We start from the raw sequence: 25,973 nt of genomic DNA, 5'->3' as shown, positions 1-25,973 counted from the left end.
TCTTTTTTTGTTGTTTATATACTCATATTAGTACCAAGTGCTAATAGCGGGCGGTGACATAGTGAGAAAACCTAAAAAAGAGCGGCAGGCTGCGCTGAAATCCTCGATCAAAGATAATCCGTTCGTGACCGATGAAGAATTGTCGGCAGAGTTCGGTGTCAGTGTCCAGACCATCCGTCTCGACAGGATGGAGCTTTCGATTCCTGAACTTCGGGAGCGCATCAAGCACGTAGCCGAGAAGACCTTTGACGATGAAGTGAAATCCTTGCCGATTGACGAAGTGATCGGTGAAATTATCGATATAGAATTGGACAATAAAGCCATCTCGATTTTTGATGTCAAACCGGAACACGTTTTCCAGCGCAATAGAATTGCCAGGGGGCACCATCTGTTCGCGCAGGCGAATTCCTTGGCGGTAGCGGTGATGAACGAAGAATTGGCGTTGACAGTGAAATCGGAATTGCAATTTTTGAAGCCGGTTAAAGCCGGGCAGCGGGTCGTCGCGAAAGCGCAAGTGACCGACAGGCAGCCGCACAAGCACCGCGCGTTCGTCAAAGTGGTGTCGACGGTTGACCAGGCAGTAGTTTTTATCGGGACATTTGAAATGTACCGCATGACTGAACAAAGTGAAGGTGACAATTCGTGAAAATAGCGATCGATGCAATGGGCGGGGACAACGCCCCGAAAGAAATTATCGAAGGTGTCAAACAAGCACTCGAAGCGTTCAGCGACGTGGAGATTTTGCTTTACGGGCAACAGGACAAAATCGATGAATACATAAAACCGCAAGACCGTTTGACGATTATCCATTGCACTGAAGTGATCGAATCGGAAGACGATCCGGTCCGTTCGGTGCGCCGCAAAAAAGATGCATCGATGGTCCGTATGGCCGAAGCGGTCAAAGAAGGTACCGCGGATGCGGCAGTATCCGCAGGAAACACAGGAGCCCTTATGTCAGCCGGCTTGTTTATCGTCGGCCGCATCGACGGTGTCGACCGCCCGGCGCTTGCGCCGACTTTGCCGACGATGGACGGAAAAGGTTTTCTCATGCTGGACCTCGGCGCCAATGCCGATGCCAAGCCGGAGCACCTTGTGCAATACGCCATCATGGGCAGCATCTATGCCGAAAAAGTACGCGGCGTCCAAAATCCGACAGTCGGTTTGCTGAATATCGGGACAGAAGAGAAAAAAGGCAATGAACTGACGAAAGCGGCATTTCCGCTGCTTAAAGAAGCGCCTGTCAACTTCATTGGCAACGTGGAGTCGCGCGACTTGCTGAACGGCGCTGCTGATGTAGTCGTCACGGACGGTTTTACCGGCAATATGGTCTTAAAGACGATCGAAGGGACGGCGATGAATGTATTCGCGATGATCAAAGATGTCTTTATGGCTTCAACTAAAACTAAAATAGCGGCGATGCTCGTGAAAAATGATTTGAGCGCGTTAAAAGGCATGCTGGATTACAGCGAATACGGCGGTGCTGGATTATTCGGGCTAAAGGCGCCGGTCATCAAAGCGCACGGTTCATCCAACGGCACTGCATTCTATAACGCGATCCGCCAAGCGCGGACGATGGTCGAGCATGATGTGGCCGGCAAGATTTACAGCACCTTGAAGGAGGAACAATCGTCATGAGAAAGCAAATCGCATTTATTTATCCAGGGCAAGGCTCACAGGCAGTGGGCATGGGCGAAAGCTTTCTGGAAGATGACAAGAGCCGCCAGTTTTACGACAGCGCAGACCAAGTGCTTGGGATGGGTTTGTCGAAATTGATGCTCGAAGGCCCGCAGGAAGAATTGACCTTGACTTATCACGCGCAGCCGGCACTTTTGACTGTCAGCTCGATGATCACGGAACGATTGATCCGTGCAGGCATCCGACCGGATTATACAGCGGGGCACAGCCTTGGTGAATACAGTGCACTTGTCGCATCGAATGTCTTGGAATTTCCGAAAGCTGTGGAAGTGGTCCATAAGCGCGGATTATTCATGAATGAAGCAGTGCCTGCAGGTGAAGGCGCAATGGCCGCTATTCTGGGGATGGATGCAGACAAGCTGGAAGAAGTGACGGATGATGCGACCAATAGCGCAGGAGTCGTCCAATTGGCCAACTTGAACTGCCCGGGGCAAATCGTTATTTCCGGAACGAAAGCGGGAGTGGAAAAAGCGTGTGAACTGGCAAAAGAGCGCGGCGCAAAACGTGCCATCCCGCTTGACGTCAGCGGCCCGTTCCACTCGGAATTGATGCGTTCCGCGTCACATGACTTGGCAAAAGTGCTAAGTGATTCATTCCTGCTCGATGCGAAAGTTCCTGTCGTGACAAATTTCAGGGCCGAACCGGAAACGAACGCGACGCAATTGCAGGACATGTTAATCCATCAATTGTACTCCCCTGTTTTGTGGGAGCAATCCGTGCGGAAGATGATCGAACTAGGCGTCACCACTTTTGTCGAAGTCGGACCTGGAAAAGTGCTGAGCGGCTTGGTGAAAAAAATCGACCGTTCAGTCACTGTTATTCCGGTCCATGACCTGGCGTCATTCGAAAAAGCGGTAGAGGAGTTGACAACATGAGCAAATTAACTGGAAAAACAGCCATCGTTACAGGGGCATCCCGCGGCATTGGGGCAGCCATTGCCCGCCGTTTTGCTGAAGAAGGCGCAAATATCGTCGTCAATTACAGCGGCAGCCAGGACAAGGCGGAAGCCGTCGTAGCTGAAATCGAACAAGCGGGCGGCAAAGCCATTGCCGTCAAAGCCAATGTCGCAGATGCCGATGCGGTAAAAGTGATGGCGGATACAGCGATGAAGGAATTCGGCTCGATCGACATCCTTGTCAATAATGCCGGCATCACACGCGACAACTTGATGATGCGCATGAAAGAAGACGAATGGGATGATGTTATCAATACGAACTTGAAAGGCGTTTTCCTGTGCACCAAAGCAGTAACCCGCCAAATGATGAAACAGCGCGCAGGGCGCATCGTCAATATCGCGTCGATCGTGGGCGTCATGGGCAATGCAGGACAAGCGAATTACGTGGCGGCAAAAGCGGGCGTCATCGGTTTGACGAAGACGACGGCGAGAGAACTTGCAAGCCGTGGGATTACGGCAAATGCGGTAGCCCCTGGATTCATCACGACCGACATGACAGAAAAGCTCGGCGATGATGTACAATCGAGCATGCTTGCCCAAATTCCGCTCGCCCGTTTCGGCGCGCCGGAAGATGTGGCGAATGCGGCATTGTTCCTGGCTTCCGACGAAGCAAGTTATGTAACCGGCCAGACTTTGCATCTGGACGGCGGCATGGTCATGTAGTTCACAATTATGTATACTGATTTGAGGGGAGGTGACGGCATTGTCAACAGTATTGGAGCGAGTAACCAAAGTAATCGTAGATCGTCTTGGTGTGGAAGAGAGCGAAGTGAAACCTGAAGCATCTTTCACAAACGACCTTGGGGCAGACTCATTGGATGTAGTTGAATTGGTCATGGAGCTAGAAGACGAATTCGATATGGAAATTTCCGATGAAGATGCAGAAGGAATGTCAACGGTAGGCGACGCAGTAACTTACATCGAAAAAAAACAAGCTTAAGTTGAATAAACGGGATCCGTCCCAGCTTGATAGCACAAACAATTGACGCACAGCCTAGCTGTGCGTCAATTCTCTTTTTGCACAATGCCAGAAAAACAGGTAAAATCAACAAGAGAACAATAGAGGAAGGCAGATAAAAATGGCGATGAAACGAAAACCGAAACACACCAAACAAATGGCGCTGAAAGAAAGCGCGAAACAGGCATTTGAGCAATTGCAAAAAGAGCTGGATATCCAGTTTGAACAACCTGCCCTTCTGCAGCAGGCATTTACCCATTCATCTTATGTGAATGAGCATCGAAGAAGACAATTCACGGACAATGAGCGCCTGGAATTTTTAGGCGACGCCGTATTGGAATTGTCGGTATCGCATTTCCTCTATATGAAATACCCCGAAATGGCTGAAGGCGAACTGACCAAACTGCGCGCATCGATCGTCTGTGAGCCGTCCCTTGTGCTATTTGCCAACGAACTGGATTTTGGCAAATACATTCTACTCGGCAAAGGCGAGGAATTGACAGGGGGCAGAACGCGACCGGCACTTCTTGCGGATGTCTTCGAATCATTCGTCGGAGCGCTTTATCTGGATCAGGGGCTTGAGAAGGTCGTGGCCTTTTTAGAGGTAGTGCTATTCCCGAAAGTGGAAGTCGGTGCTTTTTCTCATGCGATGGATTATAAAAGCCAATTGCAGGAGCTGGTGCAGCAGAAGAATACCAGCACCTTGAATTATGAAATCATCGAAGAAAAGGGTCCTGCACATAGCCGTATTTTTGTGACGCGCGTTTCCTTGGGCGACCAGGAACTGGGCCTAGGCGACGGGCGCTCCAAAAAAGAAGCGGAGCAGAAGGCAGCGCAGCTTGCCATCCTTAAATTGCAGGAAACAGCGGAGGATTGAACATGTTTTTGAAAAGATTGGAAGTAATCGGGTTTAAATCGTTCGCCGACCGTGTCGGCATCGATTTCGTCCCTGGCGTCACCGCCGTTGTCGGGCCGAATGGCAGCGGCAAAAGCAATGTAACCGATGCGATCCGTTGGGTCCTCGGCGAGCAATCCGCAAAATCGCTGCGCGGAGCGAAAATGGAAGATGTGATTTTTGCCGGAAGCGATTCGAGGAAAGCGCTTAATTTTGCGGAAGTCACATTGATATTGGATAATACGGACGGCAAAGCCCCTCTCGATTACAGCGAAATCAGCGTAACGAGAAGGGTTTTTCGCAGTGGCGAAAGTGCATATCTCTTGAACAAGCAGCCGTGCCGATTGAAGGATATCACCGATCTGTTTATGGATTCGGGATTAGGAAAAGAAGCGTTTTCCATCATTTCCCAAGGGCGCGTGGATGAAATCCTCAATAGCAAAGCGGACGAGCGGCGTTCCATTTTTGAAGAAGCGGCCGGAGTGTTGAAATACAAACAGCGTAAACGGAAAGCCGAATTCAAATTGAACGAAACGGACGAAAACTTGAACCGTGTGCTCGATATACTGCACGAACTCGATGGGCGGATGGAGCCGCTGCAGATGCAAGCATCCGCAGCGCGCGATTACCTCGATATGAGCGCCCAATTAAAAGATGCGGATATTGCGCTATTGGCATACGATGCGAATGCTTTGAAGGCACAACTATCAGAGCTGTCGCAAGAAGCTTTGCAGCACGCAGAGGAAGAGCAGCGTCTGGCGGGCGAAATTTCGGAAACGGAACAATTGATTGCGGCTTCGAAGCGGTCGGTGCATGCGCTGGATAAAAAAATCGACACAGCACAAGCGGCGCTCGTTGAAGCGAGTTCGGAAGCCGAAAAATGGGAAGGCCGCAAATTGCTGATGCACGAGAAAAAGCATAATGCAGACCGCCAGCGCCAGGCATTGGAAGAGTCGATCAAGGCTGAGCGTGAAGAAACTGCCAAGCTCGAACAGCGCCATGCAGAACAAGGCGCTTCCCTCGAACAGCAGAAAATGGATCAGCAGAAGACCCGCAAGTCAATTCAGCAGCTAGAAGCGCAATTGAATTTGACGCCTGCCGATATCGACAATGAAATTGAAGCGAAGAAATCCCTCTATATCGAATTGATGAACGAACAGGCAGGCTTGAAAAATGAACTGAAAAACATCGATTTCCAACAGCAGCAAATGACGGAATCGAGCGGCCGCATTGCCGCGCAACAACAATCGTTTGAAAAAGAACTTGCACGCCTATTGAAAGAAAAGCAACAAGCGGAAAAAGCGTATGAAGAAATTCATGCGGATCTTGACCGCAAACGCCAGCATTTCAAACAACAGGAAACCGGTGCAAAACAATTAGCCGCGGATTACGATCACAAGAAATCCCTATTATTTCAGGCGTACCAATCCCATAAACAACTATCTGCACGCATCGAGACCTTGCAGGATTTAGAAGCCGATTACTCAGGATTCTTCCATGGGGTGCGCGAAGTATTGCAGGCAAGGGAGCGCAACGAACTAAATGGCATCATCGGCGCTGTGGCAGAATTGGCGGATGTCCAAAAGCCATATGCCAAAGCGATCGAAACCGCATTTGGCGCAGCTAGCCAGCATATCGTCACGAGCGATGAAAAAAGTGCCAGTGAAGCGATCCGTTTTTTGAGAACCAAACGCGCAGGACGTTCTACGTTCCTCCCGATGACGGTCATGAAACCGAGACAGATCTCCCAGCAAGTAGTGCAATCAGTTTCGGCACATCCTTCGTTTGTGGATATCGCCTCACAGCTTGTCAGCTATGACGAACAGTACGCGATGATTTTCCAAAACCTGCTCGGCAATGTCCTAGTGGCAAAAGATCTCGAGGGCGCGACATCGATAGCCAAAGCAATCGGCCATCGGTACCGTGTTGTGACATTGGATGGTGACGTCATCAATGCCGGAGGTTCCATGACAGGCGGCGCGACGAAAAACCAGGCCTCCTTCTTTACGAGAAAGGCAGAACTGGAGCAATTGCAGCAACAGGCTGCTGAACTTCAAAGCACTATTGAGGAAGCCGAACAGAAAGTCCACGAATTGCAATCGCATGCAGAGGTTGCAAAAGAACAGCTAGAACATCTTCGCTCAGAAGGAGAGCGTTACCGAGAACTTGAGGCGGAAAGCGCGATGCATCTGCGGGAAATCGAAGCGGTGTGGAAAACGACCGATAGCCGATTTGCGCTATTCCGTGCAGAACAGCAGAACAAGCAGGATCTCTCTGGCCTTGCTTCACGCAAGGAAGAGGCGGCTGGCCGCATGGACGCTATCGCCAGTGAGCTGACGGGATTGAACGGTGAAATTGAAGAATTGACCGGATTCAAGCAGCAAAAAGAAACAGCCAGAGGTGAATTGCTGGCGAAACTCGCCGAATTCAAATCAGACATGGCAGTCCGCAAAGAGCGCATCGGGCAGCTCACTGGGCAGGTGGATGAATTATTGGAACGCCGCACAGCCAGCCGCAACAGACTCGGTGAGCTTGAACGCGAGCTGGAATGGATTCAATCGGAAGAAGCGGCCAAAAACTTTTCAGACGAAGAAATCGAGTCAGAAATCCAAAGATGGTCCGATGCACGACAGTCAGCGAACGACACCGTCGATGCTTCCCGCAAAGAGCGCCACACATTGCAGCAATCGCTCGATGCGGAAGAACAGCAGCTGCGTGAACAAAGCCGCATCCATAAAGGTTTTACAGAAGCTGTGCGCATCTGTGAAGTGAAGGCGACGCGCCTTGAAGTGCAATTGCAGGGGATTCTCGGACAGCTCGAAGATCATTACGAAATGGATCTTGAAGCGGCAAGCCGCTACCCACTGGAAGGGGAGGAAGCCGCTGTCAGAAAGCAAGTGAAGCTTCTGAAACAATCGATTGAAGAGCTCGGCAGCGTCAATATTGGCGCCATCGAGGAATATGAACATGTAGCAGAGCGCCATCGCTTCTTGAGCGAGCAGCGGGATGATCTGAATGAAGCGAAAGACACGCTTCGCACCTTGATCGCAGAAATGGATGAGGAGATGACTTTGCGTTTTGACGAAACCTTCCATGCCATCCGCAGCCACTTCCGCCATGTGTTCCGTGAATTGTTCGGCGGCGGTTCTGCGGATCTGGTGTTGACCAAGCCATCGGACTTGCTCATGACAGGCGTCGATATCATTGCACAGCCGCCAGGCAAGAAGCTGCAGAATTTGAGCTTGTTGTCCGGCGGGGAGCGGGCACTCACGGCAATCGCCTTGCTGTTCGCCATCTTGAAAGTGCGCCCCGTGCCGTTCTGTGTTCTTGACGAAGTCGAAGCGGCGCTTGATGAATCAAATGTCGTGCGTTACAGTCAGTACTTGAAAAAATTCAGTGAAGACACACAGTTTATCGTCATCACCCATCGCAAAGGCACGATGGAAGGCGCTGATGTGCTATATGGCATCACGATGCAGGAATCCGGTATTTCCAAACTGGTTTCCGTAAAATTGCAGGAAGACATCAAATAAGGAGTGAGTCGATGAGTTTCTTTAAGAAATTAAAAGATAAATTCAGCAACAATGTAGAAGAAGAACAATCAACCGAGAAATACCGCGAAGGCTTAAGCAAAACGCGGACCGGCTTCACGTCGAAGATCAATGACTTGGTCGCCCGTTACCGCAAAGTCGATGAAGACTTTTTTGAAGAATTGGAAGAAGTGCTATTGCAGGCAGACGTCGGCTTTGAGACGGTCATCGAACTGATGGAAGAACTGCGTTATGAAGTGCAGCGACAGAATGTCAAAGACACTTCCAATGTACAGTCGGTCATTTCTGAGAAACTTGTCGAAATCTACGAAGCAGGCGATCAGGAATTGAGCGAATTGACCTTTGCCGAATCGGGCCCGACTGTCATCTTGATGGTCGGCGTCAATGGCGTCGGCAAAACGACAACCATCGGAAAATTGGCGCAGCGCCTGAAAAATGAAGGTAAGTCGGTCATGCTCGCAGCAGGTGACACGTTCCGTGCCGGAGCGATCGACCAGCTCGATGTTTGGGGGCAGCGCGTCGGCGTTGAAACCATCAAACAAAGTGAAGGCTCCGACCCGGCAGCGGTCATGTACGACGCCGTGCGGGCCGCGAAATCGCGCAATATCGATGTCTTGATCTGCGATACGGCAGGCCGCCTGCAGAACAAAGTCAATTTGATGAATGAATTGCAGAAAGTGCATCGCGTTATTGCCCGTGAAATTCCAGGGGCGCCTCATGAAGTGCTGCTTGCACTTGATGCGACGACAGGGCAAAACGCCATGATTCAAGCCCAGACCTTTAAAGAAGTGACGGAAGTGACGGGCATCGTCTTGACGAAACTCGACGGTACCGCAAAAGGCGGAATTGTCCTGGCGATTCGCAACAAGCTCAATATCCCGGTGAAATTCGTCGGGCTGGGTGAAAAACTCGATGACCTTCAGCCGTTCGACCCGCAGAAATACGTCTACGGCTTATTTGCCGAAGGCTTGGACCGGGAAGAGCAGGAAGAAATGGGCTCAGACAAGTAAAATTACTTGACGGAGGCTTCGGGATTCAGTATGGTATACAGGAGTATGAATGGGGTGAGCGTCATTGATGGGACTGGAAAAAACGACAAGAATGAACTATCTTTTTGATTTCTATCAGGAGCTGCTGACGCCCAAACAGCGCAGCTATATGAGCTTGTATTATCTGGACGACCATTCGCTCGGCGAAATTGCCGAAGAATATGAAATCACCCGCCAAGCGGTGTACGACAATATCCGCCGGACCGAAGCGATGCTTGAAGAATATGAGGAGAAGTTGCAGCTGTTCGAGAAATTCCAGCGGCGCCAGCAACTCGTCTCGACTTTTGAAAAACAGCCATTCACAGATGACAATGTCCAGAAATTTTTGGACGAGTTGAAGGAATGGGACTAGGAGGCGGTATATAGTGGCATTTGAAGGATTATCTGAACGCCTGCAAGGAACGATGACCAAAATTAAAGGCAAAGGGAAATTGTCCGAAGCAGACGTAAAAGAGATGATGCGCGAAGTCCGCTTTGCCTTGATCGAAGCGGATGTCAACTTGAAAGTCGTCAAATCGTTCATCAAGAAAGTTAGCGAACGCGCTGTCGGCCTTGAAGTGATGGAAAGTTTGACACCAGGCCAGCAAGTCGTAAAAATCGTCAAAGATGAACTGACTGAATTAATGGGCGGCGAACAAAGCAAAATTGAATTTGCGACACGCCAGCCGACTGTCATCATGATGGTCGGTTTGCAAGGGGCAGGTAAGACAACGACGACCGGTAAGCTTGCAGGCGTGCTCCGCAAAAAGAACAACCGCAAGCCATTGCTCGTCGCAGCGGACGTTTACCGCCCGGCTGCGATCAACCAGCTTGAGACAATCGGCAAGCAATTATCGCTGCCGGTGTTCTCCAAAGGTACGGAAGCAAACCCTGTCGATATCGCCCGTGAAGCGATCGAACATGCTAAAGCGGAACATCTCGATACAGTCATCATCGATACGGCAGGCCGCCTGCATGTCGATGAGCAATTGATGCAGGAATTGAAGGACATCCGTTCGATCAAAGAGCCGGATGAAATTTTCCTCGTCGTCGATGCGATGACCGGTCAGGATGCAGTCAATGTCGCGCAGAGCTTCGATGACGCAATCGGCATCACAGGTGTCGTCTTGACGAAACTTGACGGCGACACGCGCGGCGGTGCGGCATTGTCAATCCGTGCCGTCACCGAAAAACCGATCAAGTATATCGGGACAGGCGAGAAGATGGACGCGCTTGAACCATTCCACCCAGAGCGCATGGCTTCCCGCATACTCGGCATGGGCGATATGCTCTCCTTGATCGAAAAAGCGCAAACGAACGTCGATGAGGCCAAGGCGAAGGAATTGGAAGAGAAATTCCGGACGTCTTCGTTCACATTCGATGATTTCCTTGAGCAATTGGATCAAGTGAAGCAAATGGGGCCGCTCGATGAAATTTTGAAGATGCTCCCAGGCGCGGGTAAAATCAAAGGCCTTGAAAACGCCAAAGTGGACGAGAGCCAAATGGGGCGCGTCGAAGCGATCATCCGCTCGATGACGATCCAGGAGAAGACGACTCCCGAAATCATCAATGCAAACCGCAAAAAACGGATTGCACGCGGTTCCGGAACGTCCATCCAAGACGTCAACAGGCTGCTCAAGCAGTTTGAAGACATGAAGAAAATGATGAAACAAATGTCCGGAATGGCCGGCAAAAAGGGCAAGAAAAAGATGTCGATGCCAGGCCTGGACTCGCTTTTCAAGTAAATTTGGTAGTGTTAAGAAAAAATACTTTACAAACCTTTTAAAGCTTGCTAATATAATATCTTGTGTGAAACTATTCGGAGGTGCTTTATAAAATGGCAGTAAAAATTCGCTTAAAACGTATGGGAGCTAAAAAGTCTCCTTTCTACCGTATCGTAGTCGCTGATTCACGTGCTCCACGTGACGGCCGTCAAATCAAAACAGTAGGTACTTACAACCCGCTGACAGTTCCAGCTGAAGTTAAAATCGACGAAGAATTGGCGTTGAAATGGCTTCATGATGGCGCTAAACCATCTGACACAGTACGCAACTTGTTCTCTCAGAACGGCATTATGGAGAAATTCCATAACGAAAAACTAAACAAGTAAGGGAGCGTTCTTATGGAGCAGCTGATTGAAACGATCGTCAAGCCGCTAGTTGATTATCCGGAAGCAGTTCGTATTGAAAAAGACGAAAACACTAACCGAGTCGTCTACAAGCTTTCCGTGCATCAAAGCGATACAGGGAAAGTGATCGGCAAGCAAGGACGTGTGGCGAAAGCTGTACGCTCTGTCGTCTATTCAGCAGCAGGGAATTATCATAAGAAGAAAACGTACCTTGATATTGTGGATTGAAAGGAAGGAGCCCCGGTTCCTTCCTTTTTTTTCAGGAAAAAATACAGGAAGGGTGTTTATGCGTGGAATGGTTTAACGTAGGAAAAATAGTCAATACCCACGGGATCCGCGGTGAAGTGCGCGTGATGTCCCGTACCGATTTCCCGGAAGAACGGTTTGCGATCGGCAATAAGCTTGGCTTGTTTACAGCGGGTGCGAAAAAGCCGATCATGGTGAAAGTGGCGAGCCATCGTACACATAAAAACTTCAATCTCCTATCTTTCGAAGGCTATCCGAACATCAATGATGTCGAACCGTTCAAGGAAGGATATCTGAAGATCGCTGAACACGACCTCGGCGATTTGGAAGAAGGCGCTTTTTACCATCACGAAATTCTCGGCTGCCAAGTGTTTTCAGTTGAAGGTGAAGAGATCGGAAAAGTAACGGAGATTTTGGAGACAGGCGCCAATGATGTCTGGGAAGTAACGCCGGCAAAAGGCAAAAAGCATTACATCCCTTATATCGAAGACGTGGTCAAAGAAGTCGATATCGATGAAAAGAAAATCACCATCGATGTTTTGGATGGCTTGTTATCATGATGAACATCCAAGTGCTATCTCTTTTTCCGCCTATGTTCGAAGGGGTGTTCCAGCATTCGATCATGAAAAAAGCACAAGATAAAGGTGCGGTAACTTTAGGGGTTGTTGACATCCGCGAATTTGCCGACAACAAGCGCCAAGTGGATGATTACCCGTTCGGCGGGGGCGCTGGCATGGTGCTGAAACCCGAACCAGTGTTCAATGCGGTCGAAAGCATTACAAATGACGGCAAGAAACCGCGTGTCATCTTGATGTGCCCACAAGGCGAGCGCTTTACACAGCAGAAGGCGGAAGAACTTGCCTTTGAAGAGGAACTGGTGTTCATTTGCGGCCATTACGAAGGCTACGATGAACGCATCCGGGAACATTTGGTCACTGACGAGATCTCCATCGGCGATTTCGTATTGACCGGCGGGGAGCTGGCGGCCATGACCGTGATCGACAGCGTTGTAAGGCTGTTGCCGGGTGTGCTTGGCAATAGCGATTCACCGGTCCGCGATTCCTTTTCGACCGGCCTCTTGGAGCATCCGCATTACACGCGTCCAGCGATCTATAGAGACATGGCCGTCCCGGACGTATTGACTTCTGGCAACCACGCTAAAATTGAAGACTGGCGCGAAGAGCAAGGCTTGAAGCGCACGCTCGAACGCCGTCCGGACCTTCTCGACCATGTCGAACTTAGCGATAAGCAGAAAACCATATTGGCTCGTTTACAAGCCGAAAAATAAATCACGATAGCTCTTGCAGCCAGACGCATGAAGTGGTAGTATGGAGAATGTACTTTTATGTAAAGTACACGAATCACGGTGTTCCGCTGCAAAGATTACGGATTGCAAGAGCATCTGTAGAAGGAGAGAAAAAACATGCAAAACATCATTGCTGAAATCACTAAAGAACAACTTCGTGCGGATCTTCCAGATTTCCGTCCAGGAGATACTGTTCGCGTCCACGTGAAAGTTGTCGAGGGAACTCGCGAACGTATCCAGGTATACGAAGGAGTCGTTATCAGCCGTCGCGGAGGCGGAATCAGTGAATCATTTACTGTCCGTAAAATCTCGTACGGTGTAGGTGTTGAACGTACATTCCCTGTACACACACCGAAAATCGCTCAGCTTGAAGTTACTCGCCGTGGTAAAGTACGTCGTGCTAAATTGTACTACTTGCGCAACCTACGCGGTAAAGCAGCTCGTATCAAAGAAATCCGTTAATATCGCAAACAGGGAAGAAGGCTTAATGCCTTCTTCTTTTGCATTTAAAAGGCCCGGGCTTATCGCCTGGGCCTTTTAATATGCTGTTTACAGGGCGTAAAGAGCATAGTAAATGCAGGGTGATAGCTTTTCTTTTCTTTGCTAAACACCTTGTTTCGCTGTACAATTAAAGCATTAAGCGCGGGGAGGAACACGCATGGAAGCTGAAGGGAAACAGAAAAATGAAGTGTGGGAATGGTCCAAAGCTCTATTGATCGCGTTCGGCCTTGCGGCAATTATCCGGTTTTTCCTATTCACCCCCATTGTGGTGGACGGGGAATCGATGATGCCGACTCTTGAACACGGCGACCGGATGATCGTCAACAAAATCGGCTATAATATCGGCGAACCGGATCGATTCGACATCATCGTTTTTCATGCGCCGGAACAAAAAGACTATATCAAGCGGGTCATCGGATTACCGGGCGACCATGTTGCCTATGAGGAAGACCAGCTCTTTATAAATGGAGAAGCAGTGGAAGAACCTTATCTTGACCAGTACAAGACAGGCATTACCGGCACCTTGACAGAAGATTTTGTGCTTGAGGATATCACCAGCTATTCCACCATCCCGGACGGCTATGTATTCGTCATGGGGGATAACCGCAGGGCGAGCAAAGACAGCCGCCATATCGGGCTGGTGCCGATCGATGAAGTGATCGGCAATACGAATTTCGTTTTTTGGCCGGTGGATGAAGCCGGCATCGTAAAATAAGGAGTGGTAGCATGACGATTCAATGGTTTCCCGGACATATGGCAAAAGCGCGCCGGGAAGTAACAGAAAAACTGAAGTTGGTGGATATCATCTTCGAATTGGTGGATGCACGCTTGCCGTTGTCATCGCGCAACCCGATGATCGACCAAGTAATCCAGCAAAAGCCCCGCCTCATCATTCTCAATAAAATGGATATGGCAGACGAGCGGGAAACAAAGAAATGGATCGAGCATTTCGAACGAGAAGGGACACGCGCCGTGGCGATCAATTCCTTGGAAGGAAAAGGGCTTCAGGCAGTCACGAAAGCTTCGAAGGAGATCCTTAAAGAGAAGTGGGACCGCATGGAAGCGAAAGGCATCAAGCCGCGCGCCATACGGGCCATGATCGTCGGAATCCCGAACGTCGGGAAATCGACGTTGATCAACCGCCTCGCCAAGAAAAGCCTAGCGAAAACGGGCAATATGCCAGGCGTCACGAAAGCACAGCAATGGATCAAAGTCGGCAAGGAAATCGAATTGCTCGATACGCCAGGGATCCTCTGGCCGAAATTCGAGGATCAGGAGACCGGGCAGAAACTTGCGGTCACGGGGGCGATCAAAGATTCGGTCATCCAAATGCAGGAACTGGCGATTTATGCGCTGAAGTTTTTGGAAAAGCGCTATCCGGACCGTTTGATGGACCGTTACGGCATTGACCATATCGATGAAGACTTGGTGAAGACCTTCGACCATATCGGCAAAAAACGCTATATAATCGGACCGGATAACGAAGTCGATTATGAAATGACAGCCGAGATCATCATCCGCGATATCCGCAACCAGCATCTCGGGCGCATCACATTCGATTACCGGGATGAAATGATTGTGGAACAAGACGAATTGGCATAACACAGCGGGTCCTCAAACAGGGCTCGCTATTTCTTTGTGAAAAGGAAGTGGCTACTTGGAGACGACAGCATCAATCAAGGAAAAATTATTGCAGGCAGAAACATTCGAACCGTGGATGGAGGAGTTGAAAAGCGATTCGCGCAAAAGCGTCCAGCAATTGCTCGCCTCCTGGCAGCGCCGTTTCGACAAAAAGCTTTCTTTGCTGCGGGACTTGGAAGACAAGCAAAGCTTTGATCGGCAGTTCAAGAAACATCCGGCTTCGCTCGTTGCCGGCATCGACGAGGCAGGGCGCGGTCCGCTTGCCGGCCCGGTCGTAACGGCAGCCGTCATTTTGCCGGAAGATTGCAGCGCATTCATCGGATTGGACGATTCAAAAATAATAGCGAAAGCGAAGCGCAACGAATTAGCGCAGCTCATCAAGCAACAGGCGATCAGTTGGTCAGTCCATATCCAGCCGCCTGAAGCCATCGACCGGCTGAATATTTTCCAAGCGACAAAACAATCGATGGAAGCAGCAGCAAACAATTTGGGCACGCCACCTGATGTGGTGTTGGCGGATGCCATGAAGTTGACGCTTTCGATGCATTCTGAAGCGATCATCAAAGGCGATGCGAAAAGTTTATGCATCGCCGCTGCATCGATCCTGGCAAAGACCGGCCGCGATGACCTAATGGATGACTACGCCGAGATGTATCCACAATACGGGTTTTCGAAGCATGCGGGATACGGTACGAAAGACCATCTCGCGGCGCTTGAAGCGCATGGCCCATGCCCAATCCACCGCAAGAGCTTTGAGCCAGTAAAATCGATGGCTGAAAGACCGTAAGAGACGGAAAATTCGAAGTTTTATGCAGAGTGGCTGTCAGCTGTGGACATTCTGTGGCAACTTTAATACAATGGTAGAGGCAATAAAATTAAGAGACAGATGTTTGATTGGAGGATGACAGATGAATATCCATGAATATCAGGGAAAACAGGTCCTGAAACAATATGGCGTATCAGTACCAGAAGGCCATGTTGCTTTTTCACCTGAAGAAGCAGTCAAAGCAGCGAAAGAACTTGGTTCGGATGTTGTCGTTGTTAAAGCCCAAATCCACGCAGGTGGACGAGGCAAGGCAGGCGGCGTCAAGCTGGCGAAAAACTTGGACGAAGTGCGTGAATATGCGAAGGAATTGCTTGGCAAGGTCCTCGTAACGCATCAGACAGGCCCAGAAGGCAAAGAAGTTAAACGCCTTTACATCGAAGCGGGCAGCAACATCGAGAAGGAATACTATCTTGGATTGGTTCTTGACCGTGAAACTTCCCTAGTCAACTTGATGGGATCAGAAGAAGGCGGCATGGACATCGAAGAAGTGGCAGCAAACACACCGGAGCGTATCTTCTATGAAGCTATCGATCCTGTTGTCGGTTTGACTGGCTTCCAGGCTCGCCGCATGGCATTCAACATGAACATCCCGGCTAAGCTTGTCAACAAAGCCGCGAAATTGATGCTAGGCCTTTACCAGGCTTATGTGGAAAAAGACGCAGCAATCGTTGAAATCAACCCATTGGTTGTTACAGGCGACGGGCAGGTAGTAGCTTTGGATGCGAAGTTCAACTTCGATGCAAACGCTCTTTACCGTCATCAGGACATCATGGAAATGCGCGATTATGATGAAGAAGATGCTAAAGAAATCGAAGCTTCCAAGTATGACTTGAGCTACATCTCTTTGGACGGAAACATCGGCTGTATGGTTAACGGTGCCGGCCTTGCTATGGCAACAATGGATACGATTAACTATTACGGCGGCTCACCCGCTAACTTCCTTGACGTTGGGGGCGGTGCCACCGCTGAGAAAGTAACAGAAGCTTTCAAGATCATTCTTTCTGATAAGAATGTCAAAGGAATCTTCGTTAACATTTTCGGCGGAATCATGAAGTGCGACATCATTGCGGAAGGCGTTATCCAAGCGGCTAAAGAAGTCAGCCTGGAAGTGCCATTAGTCGTCCGTCTTGAAGGCACAAACGTAGAAATTGGTAAAAAACTGCTGAACGAATCAGGTCTGAACATCGTAGCTGCTGGCACTATGGCAGATGGCGCGAAACAGATCGTAGAACTTGTAGGCTAAAGAAGGGCAGGGACAAAAATGAGCGTATACATTAATAAAGACACAAAAGTGCTTGTACAGGGAATTACAGGGTCAACTGCCCTTTTCCACACAAAGCAAATGCTTGAATACGGAACGAAAATCGTTGCGGGTGTAACACCAGGCAAAGGCGGAACTGAAGTTGAAGGCGTACCTGTCTTCAATACAGTTCAAGATGCCGTAGAAGCGACAGGTGCCAATGTATCTGTAATTTATGTGCCGGCTCCTTTTGCTGCTGACGCAATTCTTGAAGCAACAGAAGCTGAGTTGGATATGGCAATCTGCATCACTGAACACATTCCAGTATTGGACATGGTAAAAGTGAAGCGCTATATGGAAGGCAAGAAAACACGTCTTGTTGGACCGAACTGCCCGGGTGTCATCACTCCGGACGAATGTAAGATCGGCATCATGCCTGGCTACATTCACAAAAAAGGACATGTCGGCGTCGTATCGCGCTCTGGTACTTTGACGTATGAAGCGACTCACCAACTGTCTGAAGAAGGCATCGGCCAGTCAACTGCTGTCGGTATCGGCGGAGACCCGGTCAACGGCACGAACTTTATCGATGTATTGAAGGAATTCAATGAAGATGAAGATACGTACGCGGTTGTCATGATCGGCGAAATCGGCGGAACAGCTGAAGAAGAAGCTGCACAATGGGTGAAAGAGAACATGACGAAACCTGTTGTCGGCTTTATCGGCGGCCAAACAGCTCCAGAAGGAAAACGCATGGGCCACGCCGGTGCGATCATTTCTGGAGGCAAAGGTACTGCTGCAGACAAGATCAAAGCAATGAACGCCGCTGGAATCGAAGTTGCAGACACACCTTCTGTAATTGGCGAAACTTTGATCAAAGTGATCAAAGAAAAAGGCCTTTACGACGCTTGTAAAACTCATTAATCTATAAATTAAGCCTGAAACGTTGATACAGCAGCGTTTCAGGCTTTTTTATTTTGTCTTTTTTTCCTTACTCGCACAAAACTCGCACATCAGGCATCGAAAAACTTCCCGAAGATTTCCCCGTAATGAATTTTAAGTTGGTTCGGAGCATTTCGTTTCATTCGCTTCGTGACATGCGTATAAATGTTTTTCGTCGTCTTGGCATCCGAATGGCCAACCCGATTCATGATCGTGTCCAGGTCGATGCCGGCTTCTGTCAGCATGGTGATATGCGTATGGCGGAGAAGGTGAGGGCCGTCTCGTTTCCCGATGCCCGACTTCTCGCAGATCCGGAGATAGCGACGGTAAATGAATTTGGCCGAGTACGGATAGCCGGTCGTCGGCCGGCAGAACACAAAGTTCATGTCGTGGTAATTGTCTGTTGCTTTTCGATATTTCAGCCGGTTCTCCATCTGCCTAACTTTCAAGCGTCTTAGCAGGTTCAAGGTGTCACTTTCGATATCGACCACTCGAATGGATTGATGCGACTTAGGTGGCGTCAATTCATATTCCTCTACGGCTCCTGGACTGTCCATTGTTTTGGTGATGCGGATACGGCTTTCCTCAAAATCAATGTCTGACCACTTTAATGAACAGACTTCACCAGCTCGCATCCCCGTAAAGGCAATCAGATAAAACCATTCCTCATCAAAGATCAAGCCGATGTCTCGCGCTGCATTTAGAAAGGTTGTCAGTTCTTCGCGCTCGAAATACTTCTCTTTGATTTCTACACTCTCGATTTCCTCTACTGTTCGCCGTCGCTTCGGCATAATAACCAGGTTCACCGGATTGTCCAGCCGCAGCCGTTGCTTCTGAGCATGCACAAAGACAAAGTTCGCCGTGACTTTTACATGCGTAATCTGGGACTTCGATGCGCCTTTGCGGTGAAGATCCATCAGCATGTCCTGGATGTGTTGGTGCGTAATTCTGCCAATCAGCATATCGCCTATGTAACGATTAATTAGCTTCACCGTCGAATCCCGGCTGCGCAGCGTGCTCTTTTTTACGCCGGAATGAGCATAGACTTCAAACCATTCTGCAGCCGTTTCCTGGAAGAAAACGCGGTTTGCTGTCCGGCCATCGATTCCGGATTCCAAAATCTTTAAGGATTCCTTCACCTTGATTTGCGCAGCCGTTTTGCTTTTTGCCTGTTTGCGGATGGGGTTCCGTTTATTCGTGTACGGATCCCGCGGTCCTTCTTCGTAACATTCCCAATTGCCATTGGGCAGTTTTCTACATTTCATTGCACACACTCCCTCATGCTCACCGTATCATGCAGCAGCTACACCCACCGGTACAGGTTTTCCTCTCGTTCGATAGCCGTTGGTATTCTTTTAACCCATCGGACTGTCTATCGGTACATTAAGTTTTGCAGGTACTGATGCAGCCGTTTCAGTGCAAATTCTCTCGTAACTTTGAACATTTCCATGATGGACCACACAGCTTCATTTTCCGTTGCCGGCAATTCCATGCGCTCGAGCATAAAGGTGGGGATGCAGACATATTGTGCAAAGTTGATTGATTTGTGCTCTTGATAGACTTGAAAGGGCATGGGCATCGTCAGTTGATTTCCCGCATGCCAGAGGGCGTGACAAAGCTCGTGCCCGAAGTCTTCCCATTGCTCAGCGTCCGACACTCGACTGTCGAGAATGATGCCGGCACCGAGATTCATTGACTCACACGGTCGATAGAAAACAGAAATGCCATTTCGAGAGGATAGTGTATCGATGCTTAGTTGATGTGGATGATAGATGCCAATAGCTTTGCACATGTTGTTGACGTATTGTTCGCTCCAGTTGTATGTATAGCTCACGTGACCACTCCTAAATAGAACATATGTTCTTTTTGAGATTGAAAGAAAAGCCCAGCTTGTAGCCGAGCTTCTTTATCTTATCTTAAATCAATCATACCCGTTTCAGTTCCGAATAAGCCACTTTGTACTTGCAATTGCAAGTCTTCGCTTTCAGCAACATCAGGGTTAACGTCGAATACGACTTTACCAGTCACTTCAGAATCAGGATTAATTTCTTCTGCCAAGAAAGCATTTTGAATCGTTCCGTCTTCTTGCTGGTTTCCTGAGATACTAGCCATTGCGTCAGCTTCGTATGTTTTCTCACCAAGTTTTAGTTTAAAGAATGAAGTATCAACCATTACAGCTTCGTTGCCACCATTGGTATAAGTTACATCAAGCACCACATATTTACCAGAAGCTGTTTCTGGCAGCATAGACGGCCCAACTTGATCAGCAGTTTCGATGCTATTGATAATGAACGTTGCATCTCCTACTTGAACTTCTTCGCCAATTCCAGCAACTTTCACTTCTTCTGTATCTGCGGTTTCTGTCGCTGGAGCCGAACTATCGGTTTCCGTAGATGTTGTCGACGATTCGTCGCCTCCACCAAATGCGACTGCTGCGATGATCACTAGTACAACGAGACCAATGATCCCCAAGCAACCGATTTTAAAGACTTTCTTCATACATATTGCCCCCCTACTTCTATTATCTTACTCCTATATTCTAGCAAATATTGGAGGGAAAGCGATACCTTTTGTGAAAATTAACCAATCATTTGTTATTTTTCTTCCGTTTTTTCATGACCTTGTCCACTTCATAGGCGATTTCTATACGCTCTATCATGTCCATGATGTCATCGGATTTATTTTTAAACTGAAGGTAATCATTGTTTGCGGCCCAGTTAAGAGCTTCTTGCTGGTAGGCAGTGAGGGACTCGAATTCATCTCGATCTAATCCGAGCTGCAGGTAAACTGAAGGCTCTTCTTTTGAAACTCCATGAGCGTATTCATTTCTTCCAAGCAGATAGTCGGTTGTAACCTCGAAGTAGTCAGCTATTTTAATAAGTGTTTCGAAATCTGGTTGTCTATGACCGCGTTCATAGTTGGCATATGTACCTCTATTGATAGAAAGCCTGTTAGCGAGCTCATCTTGAGTCATTTTTTTAGATTTACGTAAGCTTTGCAGTTTCTTATTGAACATAGTTGAGCACCTCCATTAACTATAATTATAACGTTTCATTTTGAAACAAAATATAAATGTTTCGAAAAGACGATTTTATTGTTGATTTTGTTTCATTTAGACGATATTATAAATTCAACACCACAAAACGAAACAAAAGGAGGTTCGAAAATGGAACGCAAATGGCTCATCGAGAAGCGCGGGGAACTAACCCAGCAAGAAGCAGCAGATTTAGTAGGTATCTCCCGGGGAGCATACGCCAATATTGAAATTGGTAACCGAAACCCTTCAGTAAAAGTCGCAAAGAAAATCGCTGAAGTCTTCGGTTTTCAATGGACAAATTTTTTTGCTGAAGAAGTCGTCGAAACGAAACAAAAGCGAGTGGCGGTCTAAGAGAGGAGTTTTGTCTTGCTTACCAAGCAAGACAAAACTCCTGAGGAAAAATTAAACAAGTTGCAGGGTCTGTGAGGGTTTTAAATTAGCAGGTTTTTGAAAGAGGTGAGAACGATGACAAAAAAGACTGTCTATAGTCAATTAGTTGAACTAATTGAAGTTAAAATTGAAGACTTTTCAAAAAGAGATACAAGTCCAGAAGAGTTAGTGGCTCTTACTGAACTTGTAAAAGTATCTCTTGAAATCAGAAATCACATGTAATCAATCAATTGGATTCGCTACTGCCTTATAAATTTCTTTAAAAGCGTTTTGTATGGATTCAATGTTTTTTGTATCCGCGTCTTTAGTGTAAGTTGACGAATACTTAGCGACATAACCATGTTCCATAGCCTTTATAAGGATATCTTTCGTTATTTCTTCATAGTTCGACATGTTTTCACCTCCCATCTATATCAGATAGGAAAATTATAACAAAGAAAAGAGGAGTTCTAATGAAGAATCTGTTAATTATGCACAATCAGCAAGCGGTAACTAGTTCATCGAACATCGCGGAGACATTCAGCAAGGAACATCACAACGTAATTAAAGCTATTGAAACTCTAAAAAAAGATGTCGTTAATTTTAACGCCATGTTTTTCGAAACAACAGAACCAGACAGTTACAGCCGCGACCGTCGTATCTACTTAATGAATCGAGACGGCTTCACTTTACTCGCAATGGGCTTCACTGGATCGAAAGCATTGCATTTCAAATTAGAGTACATCAATGCATTCAATCAAATGGAAAGACGAATGATGCAGCAGCCAAAATCACAAGCCGAACTGATTGCCATGATGGCGCAGAATAACGTAGAGCAAGAGCGCCGCTTGTCACTGGTTGAACAAGAACAAAGAAATACTCGTGAAATTCTAGCGCTTACCAATACCGACTGGCGCAACAAAGTAAATGCCATTCTGAACGGCATCGCCTTAAAGCTCGGCGGCGGACAGTATTACTCGGACATTAAAAACGAAAGCTATCAACTGCTCGAAGATCGCGCTGGTTGCTCCATTAGCATTCGCTTGAACAACCGTAAAGCAAAGATGGCACTACGTGGATCATCGAAGTCGGCGATCAACAAAACAACGGCTCTCGACATTATTGCTGAAGACAAGAAACTAATCGCAGTTTACATCACAGTCGTGAAGGAACTGGCTGTGAAATATCAGTTAAACATCGCACGCCATGGATTGGAAGAAGAATTGGAGGCATTGAGTTTATAAAGAAAAAAGGCGCGAGGGAGCGCCCGTGAGGAGTGATAAACGTGGAAACCATGCTCGTGACATTAACCGTCGAGGATTTACGGCAAGTCTTGCAAGAGGAAATTCGTTCGGAAGTACAGGCGGCCTTGAAAGACTTAGCTCCGAGGGAGGAGCTACCGCACTTTCTAACAGTGGAGGAAGCGAAGGCGTTGCTGAGAGTCAGCCATTCGAAGATGTATGAGCTGATGGGCCGTTCAGACTTTCCAGTCTGCCGAGAGTTCGGAACAAAAATCTACACAGACAAGCTTTTCAAGTGGATTGAGGATAATACACCGGCGCTCCAGAAGAGGAAGCGTTCCTTGTCTGTAATTTAAGTATAAGCGTTTCAACAAGTTATATTGGTACGCCTGAATAGAAAATTCAATGCAAATGGGACACAGGAGGATGATGACAATGACAAAGAACCGACTAACGCAAGCCATGCGCGAAATGCGCGGCGATGAAACACAGCAGCAAATGGCGATGGAGTTGAACGTATCACGAGAGGCTGTCACGAAATATGAAGGCGGTGCTCGTAACATTCCGCAAGACATCGCACAAAACCTGATGGCGAAGCACGACAACCCACGGTTCGCTCTTGCTATACGAAGCCAGTACACAAAAACCGGCCCGATGTGGCTGGATGGCCCAAACGTGGATCTGCATCGCTCGGCGGTGAAGGAGAAGACGCTGGAAGAAATCAAAGAGGCCTATGAGGCGATTAAAGCATTCAGCTTTGCTCAGCCATTCACGAGCCTATCCGCCTGGCACTCGCCGGAAGTCGAAAAGGTATTGGAAGAGGCAGTAGAGGCCATCACATCATTAGAGCATTTGGTCGTCGTGGTCTGTGAGGAAGCTTCCATCAGTTACAACGAAACCTGGCACAAGCATCATCTTCAACTGCGATCGAAAGGTTATCTGCAATGATTCAAGCCGGCGAAGCACTACACACGCTCATCGCTACTGGCCTTTTGGGATTCCTTTGTTTCTTAGTTGGTACGCAGTTCGGTTCTATAAATGCACAAAAAAACGACGACTGAGTTAGAGCTCAGCCGCCGAAATAAAAGTAAGGTTACTTCGATTATAGCGAGAGCTTTGGCTCTCGTCAATCAGCCCAGGAATGTTCCCCCGTTTCCGTTCCTGGTCTGATTGATGGGATTCCACCATCAGAGGGAGGTGAAGAGAATGAATCATCCAGACGTAGAACGCTGCATGCTGACAGGATACCCAGTTACAGACGCACGCTTCGAGAAATCGGAAATCTCTATCGAGGTCGAGAACGATTATCCGATTGAAGATCACTTCGGTTCGGAGATCCAGACAGGCGACACGTGGTTTGAAGACAAGGCAGGTCGCGTAGTGCTTCAAGACAACATGGAAGACTACTTAATCGAAGTCGTCGGCGCTGAATTCTTCAAGGCACTAAAATAGCCAGCTGCTTAAAAAGCAACCGGCTACACAGACCCATTGGCGTGGGCTGAAAAAACAACTTATATCGATATTTTAGCACAGAAAATGGAGGGATATCAATGCGAGCATTATTACTTGCTGATACGCGGGATCTAAGCCGCGAAGATTGGCTCGAGCAACGTAAGAAGGGCATTGGTGGCAGTGACGTGTCAGCCATTGCCGGATTGAATAAATGGAAGTCTCCTGTTGGAGTCTACCTTGATAAGACCGGTCAATCACCGGAAGAAGACACGGCCGGCGAAGCCGCGTACTGGGGGAATGTCATGGAAGACATTGTCGCCCAAGAGTTCTCAATTCGTACAGGCATTCGAGTCCGAAAGCGCAACGCCATTCTGCAGCATCCCAAGCATCCTTTCATGCTGGCGAACGTTGACAGGCTGATTGTTGGGAAAGAAGAAGGGCTTGAATGCAAAACAGCTTCTGAGTACCTGAGAGGCCAATGGGAAGACGAAGAAGTCCCAGCAGCATACTTGCTTCAATGCCAGCATTATATGGCTGTCACGGGATACAAAGCATGGCATATCGCGGTATTAGTCGGAGGAAACAAGTTCATCCATAAGAAAATCGAACGGGATGAAGAGTTGATCCAGTACCTTATCGATATTGAAGAGGATTTCTGGAACAATCACGTTCTTGCTGAAATTCCACCAGCATTCGACGGATCAGACGCCTCGACAGACTTGTTGAAAGCGATGTATCCCGAAGAACAGCCTTCCACTGAAATCAAACTGGGGAATGATGTCGAGCAGATGCTAGAGGCTATGGATCAACTGACAGAAGATATCAAAGACTTCACTACCAAGAAGAAAGAATATGAAAACCGAATTAAAGCCATCCTGGGCGAAAAAGAAAAAGGCCATACACTGAATCGAATTGTCACTTGGAAGAGTTATGAAACCAACAGAATCGATTCCAAGCGCTTGAAAGCTGAACAGCCGGATCTATTTAAAAAATACACAAACACGACAACCGCACGTCGGTTCACCGTGAAATAGGAGGAAATCATTCATGGCAACAAACGAAGCAGTCAAAAACCAATTAGCAAATCTGAACAAAAACAGCGTGGCGAACAAAGAAGTGAAGCCAGAGCAAACGCTGAATGCTCTACTCAAACGGATGGGCCCCGAGATTCAGCGGGCTCTCCCAAAGCATATGGATGCGGATCGCATCGCTCGTATCGCTTTAACAGCCGTTCGCACTACACCAAAGCTTCTGGAATGTGACCAAACATCTTTCTTAGCAGCTATCATGCAATCGGCACAGCTCGGCGTGGAGCCAAACACAGGACTTGGCCAGGCTTACCTGATTCCTTATGGCAAGCAAGTGCAGTTCCAGCTGGGTTACAAGGGTCTCATCGACTTAGCGGTGCGCAGCGGTCAATACAAAGCGATTTACGCCCATGAGGTTTATGAAGACGATGAGTTCGAATTCAGCTACGGCTTAATCAAAGACTTGGTCCACAAACCGGCAGCCATTCCTACCGGCGAACCAATCGGCTATTACGCGGTCTATCATCTGCAAAATGGCGGATATGACTTCGTGTACTGGACGAGAGAACGCATTGATCATCACGCCAAGAAATTCTCGCAGGCTGTTCAAAAAGGATGGACCAGCCCATGGAAAACCAACTACGACGCTATGGCCAAGAAAACGGTCTTGAAAGAAGTTCTGAAATACGCACCGAAGTCCATCGAGCTGCAGAAGACGGTCGAAGCTGATTCAACAATTAAGACTGAGCTAAGCCAAGATATGAGCGATGTGATTGATGTGACGGACAACACGGTCATGGATGATCCAGAAACCACTGAGCCGGAAGTGACGGAACAGAAGAAAGAAGAGAAGCCTAAAAAGCCAAGTGCACACGAACAAACTTTGGTTTAAGTAAATAGGGAGAGTTGAGGGACTCTCCTTTCATTTTTAGAG

Annotated in this window: 33 protein-coding genes; 28 read left to right on the top strand and 5 right to left on the bottom strand. The window is 48.2% G+C overall.

The genetic code is table 11. The features are described from left to right. The first annotated feature begins 61 nt into the window (after positions 1–61). The 20 genes from fapR (at position 62) to sucD (ending at position 17,894) form a co-directional block, all read left to right on the top strand. Positions 62–646 (top strand): transcription factor FapR, encoded by a 585-nt coding sequence (gene fapR / locus DFR62_RS01570; RefSeq protein WP_058383557.1) that lies wholly within the window; start codon positions 62–64, stop codon positions 644–646. Beyond that, on the top strand, positions 643–1,635 hold the full coding sequence (plsX, locus tag DFR62_RS01565) for a phosphate acyltransferase PlsX (protein WP_121297727.1): 993 nt from the start codon (positions 643–645) through the stop codon (positions 1,633–1,635). Before fapR ends, plsX begins: the two co-directional genes overlap by 4 nt. After that, the gene (gene fabD, locus DFR62_RS01560) at positions 1,632–2,570 is read left to right on the top strand and encodes an ACP S-malonyltransferase (RefSeq protein ID WP_121297726.1); all 939 of its coding nucleotides are present in this window, start codon (positions 1,632–1,634) and stop codon (positions 2,568–2,570) included. The genes plsX and fabD overlap by 4 nt, the downstream gene beginning before the upstream one ends. Beyond that, the gene (gene fabG / locus DFR62_RS01555; protein WP_121297725.1) at positions 2,567–3,313 is read left to right on the top strand and encodes a 3-oxoacyl-[acyl-carrier-protein] reductase; all 747 of its coding nucleotides are present in this window, start codon (positions 2,567–2,569) and stop codon (positions 3,311–3,313) included. Before fabD ends, fabG begins: the two co-directional genes overlap by 4 nt. Before the next feature lie 40 nt (positions 3,314–3,353). After that, positions 3,354–3,590 (top strand): acyl carrier protein, encoded by a 237-nt coding sequence (locus DFR62_RS01550; RefSeq protein ID WP_058383561.1) that lies wholly within the window; start codon positions 3,354–3,356, stop codon positions 3,588–3,590. Between the two features lie 139 nt (positions 3,591–3,729). Further along, positions 3,730–4,485 carry a ribonuclease III gene (rnc, locus tag DFR62_RS01545; RefSeq protein ID WP_121297724.1) on the top strand — a complete coding sequence of 252 codons (756 nt, stop codon included), beginning with the start codon at positions 3,730–3,732 and terminating at the stop codon, positions 4,483–4,485. Between the two features lie 2 nt (positions 4,486–4,487). Continuing rightward, complete coding sequence (gene smc / locus DFR62_RS01540) at positions 4,488–8,036, top strand: chromosome segregation protein SMC (RefSeq protein WP_121297723.1); 3,549 nt, start codon at positions 4,488–4,490, stop codon at positions 8,034–8,036. A gap of 11 nt (positions 8,037–8,047) precedes the next feature. Further along, positions 8,048–9,064: a signal recognition particle-docking protein FtsY gene (gene ftsY / locus DFR62_RS01535; protein WP_058383564.1), complete on the top strand. Its 1,017-nt coding sequence runs from the start codon at positions 8,048–8,050 to the stop codon at positions 9,062–9,064. Positions 9,065–9,131: 67 nt separating this feature from the next. Then, complete coding sequence (locus tag DFR62_RS01530; protein ID WP_058383565.1) at positions 9,132–9,455, top strand: putative DNA-binding protein; 324 nt, start codon at positions 9,132–9,134, stop codon at positions 9,453–9,455. A 13-nt stretch (positions 9,456–9,468) separates the two neighbouring features. Continuing rightward, complete coding sequence (gene ffh / locus DFR62_RS01525; RefSeq protein WP_121297722.1) at positions 9,469–10,827, top strand: signal recognition particle protein; 1,359 nt, start codon at positions 9,469–9,471, stop codon at positions 10,825–10,827. Between the two features lie 92 nt (positions 10,828–10,919). Next, the gene (rpsP, locus tag DFR62_RS01520) at positions 10,920–11,192 is read left to right on the top strand and encodes a 30S ribosomal protein S16 (RefSeq protein WP_058383567.1); all 273 of its coding nucleotides are present in this window, start codon (positions 10,920–10,922) and stop codon (positions 11,190–11,192) included. Between the two features lie 12 nt (positions 11,193–11,204). After that, entirely contained in the window at positions 11,205–11,438 is a 234-nt protein-coding gene (locus tag DFR62_RS01515; RefSeq protein ID WP_101190532.1) for a KH domain-containing protein, read from the top strand. A 62-nt stretch (positions 11,439–11,500) separates the two neighbouring features. Then, on the top strand, positions 11,501–12,016 hold the full coding sequence (gene rimM / locus DFR62_RS01510) for a ribosome maturation factor RimM (protein WP_121297721.1): 516 nt from the start codon (positions 11,501–11,503) through the stop codon (positions 12,014–12,016). Further along, a complete protein-coding gene (gene trmD / locus DFR62_RS01505) occupies positions 12,016–12,744 on the top strand; it encodes a tRNA (guanosine(37)-N1)-methyltransferase TrmD (protein ID WP_121299444.1) in 729 nt (242 codons plus the stop codon). Before rimM ends, trmD begins: the two co-directional genes overlap by 1 nt. A gap of 135 nt (positions 12,745–12,879) precedes the next feature. After that, on the top strand, positions 12,880–13,224 hold the full coding sequence (rplS, locus tag DFR62_RS01500) for a 50S ribosomal protein L19 (RefSeq protein ID WP_058383570.1): 345 nt from the start codon (positions 12,880–12,882) through the stop codon (positions 13,222–13,224). A 196-nt stretch (positions 13,225–13,420) separates the two neighbouring features. After that, a complete protein-coding gene (lepB, locus tag DFR62_RS01495; RefSeq protein WP_121297720.1) occupies positions 13,421–13,978 on the top strand; it encodes a signal peptidase I in 558 nt (185 codons plus the stop codon). 11 nt (positions 13,979–13,989) lie between these two features. Continuing rightward, entirely contained in the window at positions 13,990–14,865 is an 876-nt protein-coding gene (gene ylqF, locus DFR62_RS01490; protein WP_121297719.1) for a ribosome biogenesis GTPase YlqF, read from the top strand. Positions 14,866–14,920: 55 nt separating this feature from the next. Continuing rightward, positions 14,921–15,691 carry a ribonuclease HII gene (locus DFR62_RS01485; RefSeq protein ID WP_121297718.1) on the top strand — a complete coding sequence of 257 codons (771 nt, stop codon included), beginning with the start codon at positions 14,921–14,923 and terminating at the stop codon, positions 15,689–15,691. Positions 15,692–15,812: 121 nt separating this feature from the next. Continuing rightward, positions 15,813–16,973 (top strand): ADP-forming succinate--CoA ligase subunit beta, encoded by a 1,161-nt coding sequence (gene sucC / locus DFR62_RS01480; protein ID WP_058383573.1) that lies wholly within the window; start codon positions 15,813–15,815, stop codon positions 16,971–16,973. Between the two features lie 18 nt (positions 16,974–16,991). Further along, complete coding sequence (sucD, locus tag DFR62_RS01475) at positions 16,992–17,894, top strand: succinate--CoA ligase subunit alpha (protein ID WP_121297717.1); 903 nt, start codon at positions 16,992–16,994, stop codon at positions 17,892–17,894. An 89-nt stretch (positions 17,895–17,983) separates the two neighbouring features. Here the strand turns inward: sucD and DFR62_RS01470 are convergent, their stop codons facing one another. From DFR62_RS01470 to DFR62_RS01455, 4 genes are all read right to left on the bottom strand, one after another. Next, on the bottom strand, positions 17,984–19,177 hold the full coding sequence (locus tag DFR62_RS01470) for a tyrosine-type recombinase/integrase (protein ID WP_121297716.1): 1,194 nt from the start codon (positions 19,175–19,177) through the stop codon (positions 17,984–17,986). Between the two features lie 107 nt (positions 19,178–19,284). Next, positions 19,285–19,746 (bottom strand): ImmA/IrrE family metallo-endopeptidase, encoded by a 462-nt coding sequence (locus DFR62_RS01465; RefSeq protein ID WP_241663104.1) that lies wholly within the window; start codon positions 19,744–19,746, stop codon positions 19,285–19,287. Between the two features lie 77 nt (positions 19,747–19,823). Then, positions 19,824–20,411: a DUF4352 domain-containing protein gene (locus DFR62_RS01460; protein ID WP_121297715.1), complete on the bottom strand. Its 588-nt coding sequence runs from the start codon at positions 20,409–20,411 to the stop codon at positions 19,824–19,826. An 88-nt stretch (positions 20,412–20,499) separates the two neighbouring features. Next, positions 20,500–20,928: a helix-turn-helix domain-containing protein gene (locus DFR62_RS01455; RefSeq protein ID WP_121297714.1), complete on the bottom strand. Its 429-nt coding sequence runs from the start codon at positions 20,926–20,928 to the stop codon at positions 20,500–20,502. 150 nt (positions 20,929–21,078) lie between these two features. Here DFR62_RS01455 and DFR62_RS01450 point away from each other — a divergent pair, with 150 nt between their 5' ends. Together DFR62_RS01450 and DFR62_RS17320 are read left to right on the top strand one after the other, a co-directional pair. Next, complete coding sequence (locus tag DFR62_RS01450; RefSeq protein ID WP_121297713.1) at positions 21,079–21,300, top strand: helix-turn-helix transcriptional regulator; 222 nt, start codon at positions 21,079–21,081, stop codon at positions 21,298–21,300. A 114-nt stretch (positions 21,301–21,414) separates the two neighbouring features. Beyond that, positions 21,415–21,561 carry a hypothetical protein gene (locus DFR62_RS17320; protein WP_158290808.1) on the top strand — a complete coding sequence of 49 codons (147 nt, stop codon included), beginning with the start codon at positions 21,415–21,417 and terminating at the stop codon, positions 21,559–21,561. On the opposite strand, the gene DFR62_RS17315 is transcribed toward DFR62_RS17320, so the two are convergent. Continuing rightward, positions 21,562–21,732 carry a hypothetical protein gene (locus DFR62_RS17315; RefSeq protein ID WP_158290809.1) on the bottom strand — a complete coding sequence of 57 codons (171 nt, stop codon included), beginning with the start codon at positions 21,730–21,732 and terminating at the stop codon, positions 21,562–21,564. It abuts the gene before it with no gap. 59 nt (positions 21,733–21,791) lie between these two features. On the opposite strand from DFR62_RS17315, the gene DFR62_RS01445 reads away from it, so the two are divergent. The 6 genes from DFR62_RS01445 (at position 21,792) to DFR62_RS01420 (ending at position 25,931) form a co-directional block, all read left to right on the top strand. Further along, a complete protein-coding gene (locus DFR62_RS01445; protein WP_121297712.1) occupies positions 21,792–22,562 on the top strand; it encodes a Rha family transcriptional regulator in 771 nt (256 codons plus the stop codon). Between the two features lie 50 nt (positions 22,563–22,612). After that, entirely contained in the window at positions 22,613–22,915 is a 303-nt protein-coding gene (locus tag DFR62_RS01440; protein ID WP_083509231.1) for a glutamine--fructose-6-phosphate aminotransferase, read from the top strand. Positions 22,916–22,994: 79 nt separating this feature from the next. Beyond that, complete coding sequence (locus DFR62_RS01435) at positions 22,995–23,507, top strand: helix-turn-helix domain-containing protein (RefSeq protein WP_241663105.1); 513 nt, start codon at positions 22,995–22,997, stop codon at positions 23,505–23,507. A 258-nt stretch (positions 23,508–23,765) separates the two neighbouring features. Next, on the top strand, positions 23,766–24,011 hold the full coding sequence (locus DFR62_RS01430; protein WP_158290810.1) for a YqaI family protein: 246 nt from the start codon (positions 23,766–23,768) through the stop codon (positions 24,009–24,011). 98 nt (positions 24,012–24,109) lie between these two features. Further along, positions 24,110–25,045, top strand: a complete 936-nt coding sequence (locus tag DFR62_RS01425; protein ID WP_121297709.1) for a YqaJ viral recombinase family nuclease — start codon at positions 24,110–24,112, stop codon at positions 25,043–25,045. A gap of 13 nt (positions 25,046–25,058) precedes the next feature. Continuing rightward, positions 25,059–25,931 carry a recombinase RecT gene (locus DFR62_RS01420; protein WP_121297708.1) on the top strand — a complete coding sequence of 291 codons (873 nt, stop codon included), beginning with the start codon at positions 25,059–25,061 and terminating at the stop codon, positions 25,929–25,931. Positions 25,932–25,973 lie beyond the last annotated feature (42 nt).

It is taken from the genome of Planococcus citreus (assembly GCF_003664125.1).
Taxonomy (GTDB): domain Bacteria; phylum Bacillota; class Bacilli; order Bacillales_A; family Planococcaceae; genus Planococcus; species Planococcus citreus.
Note: the sequence above shows the minus strand (reverse complement) of the source record. Positions and strands in the feature narration are given on the sequence as shown.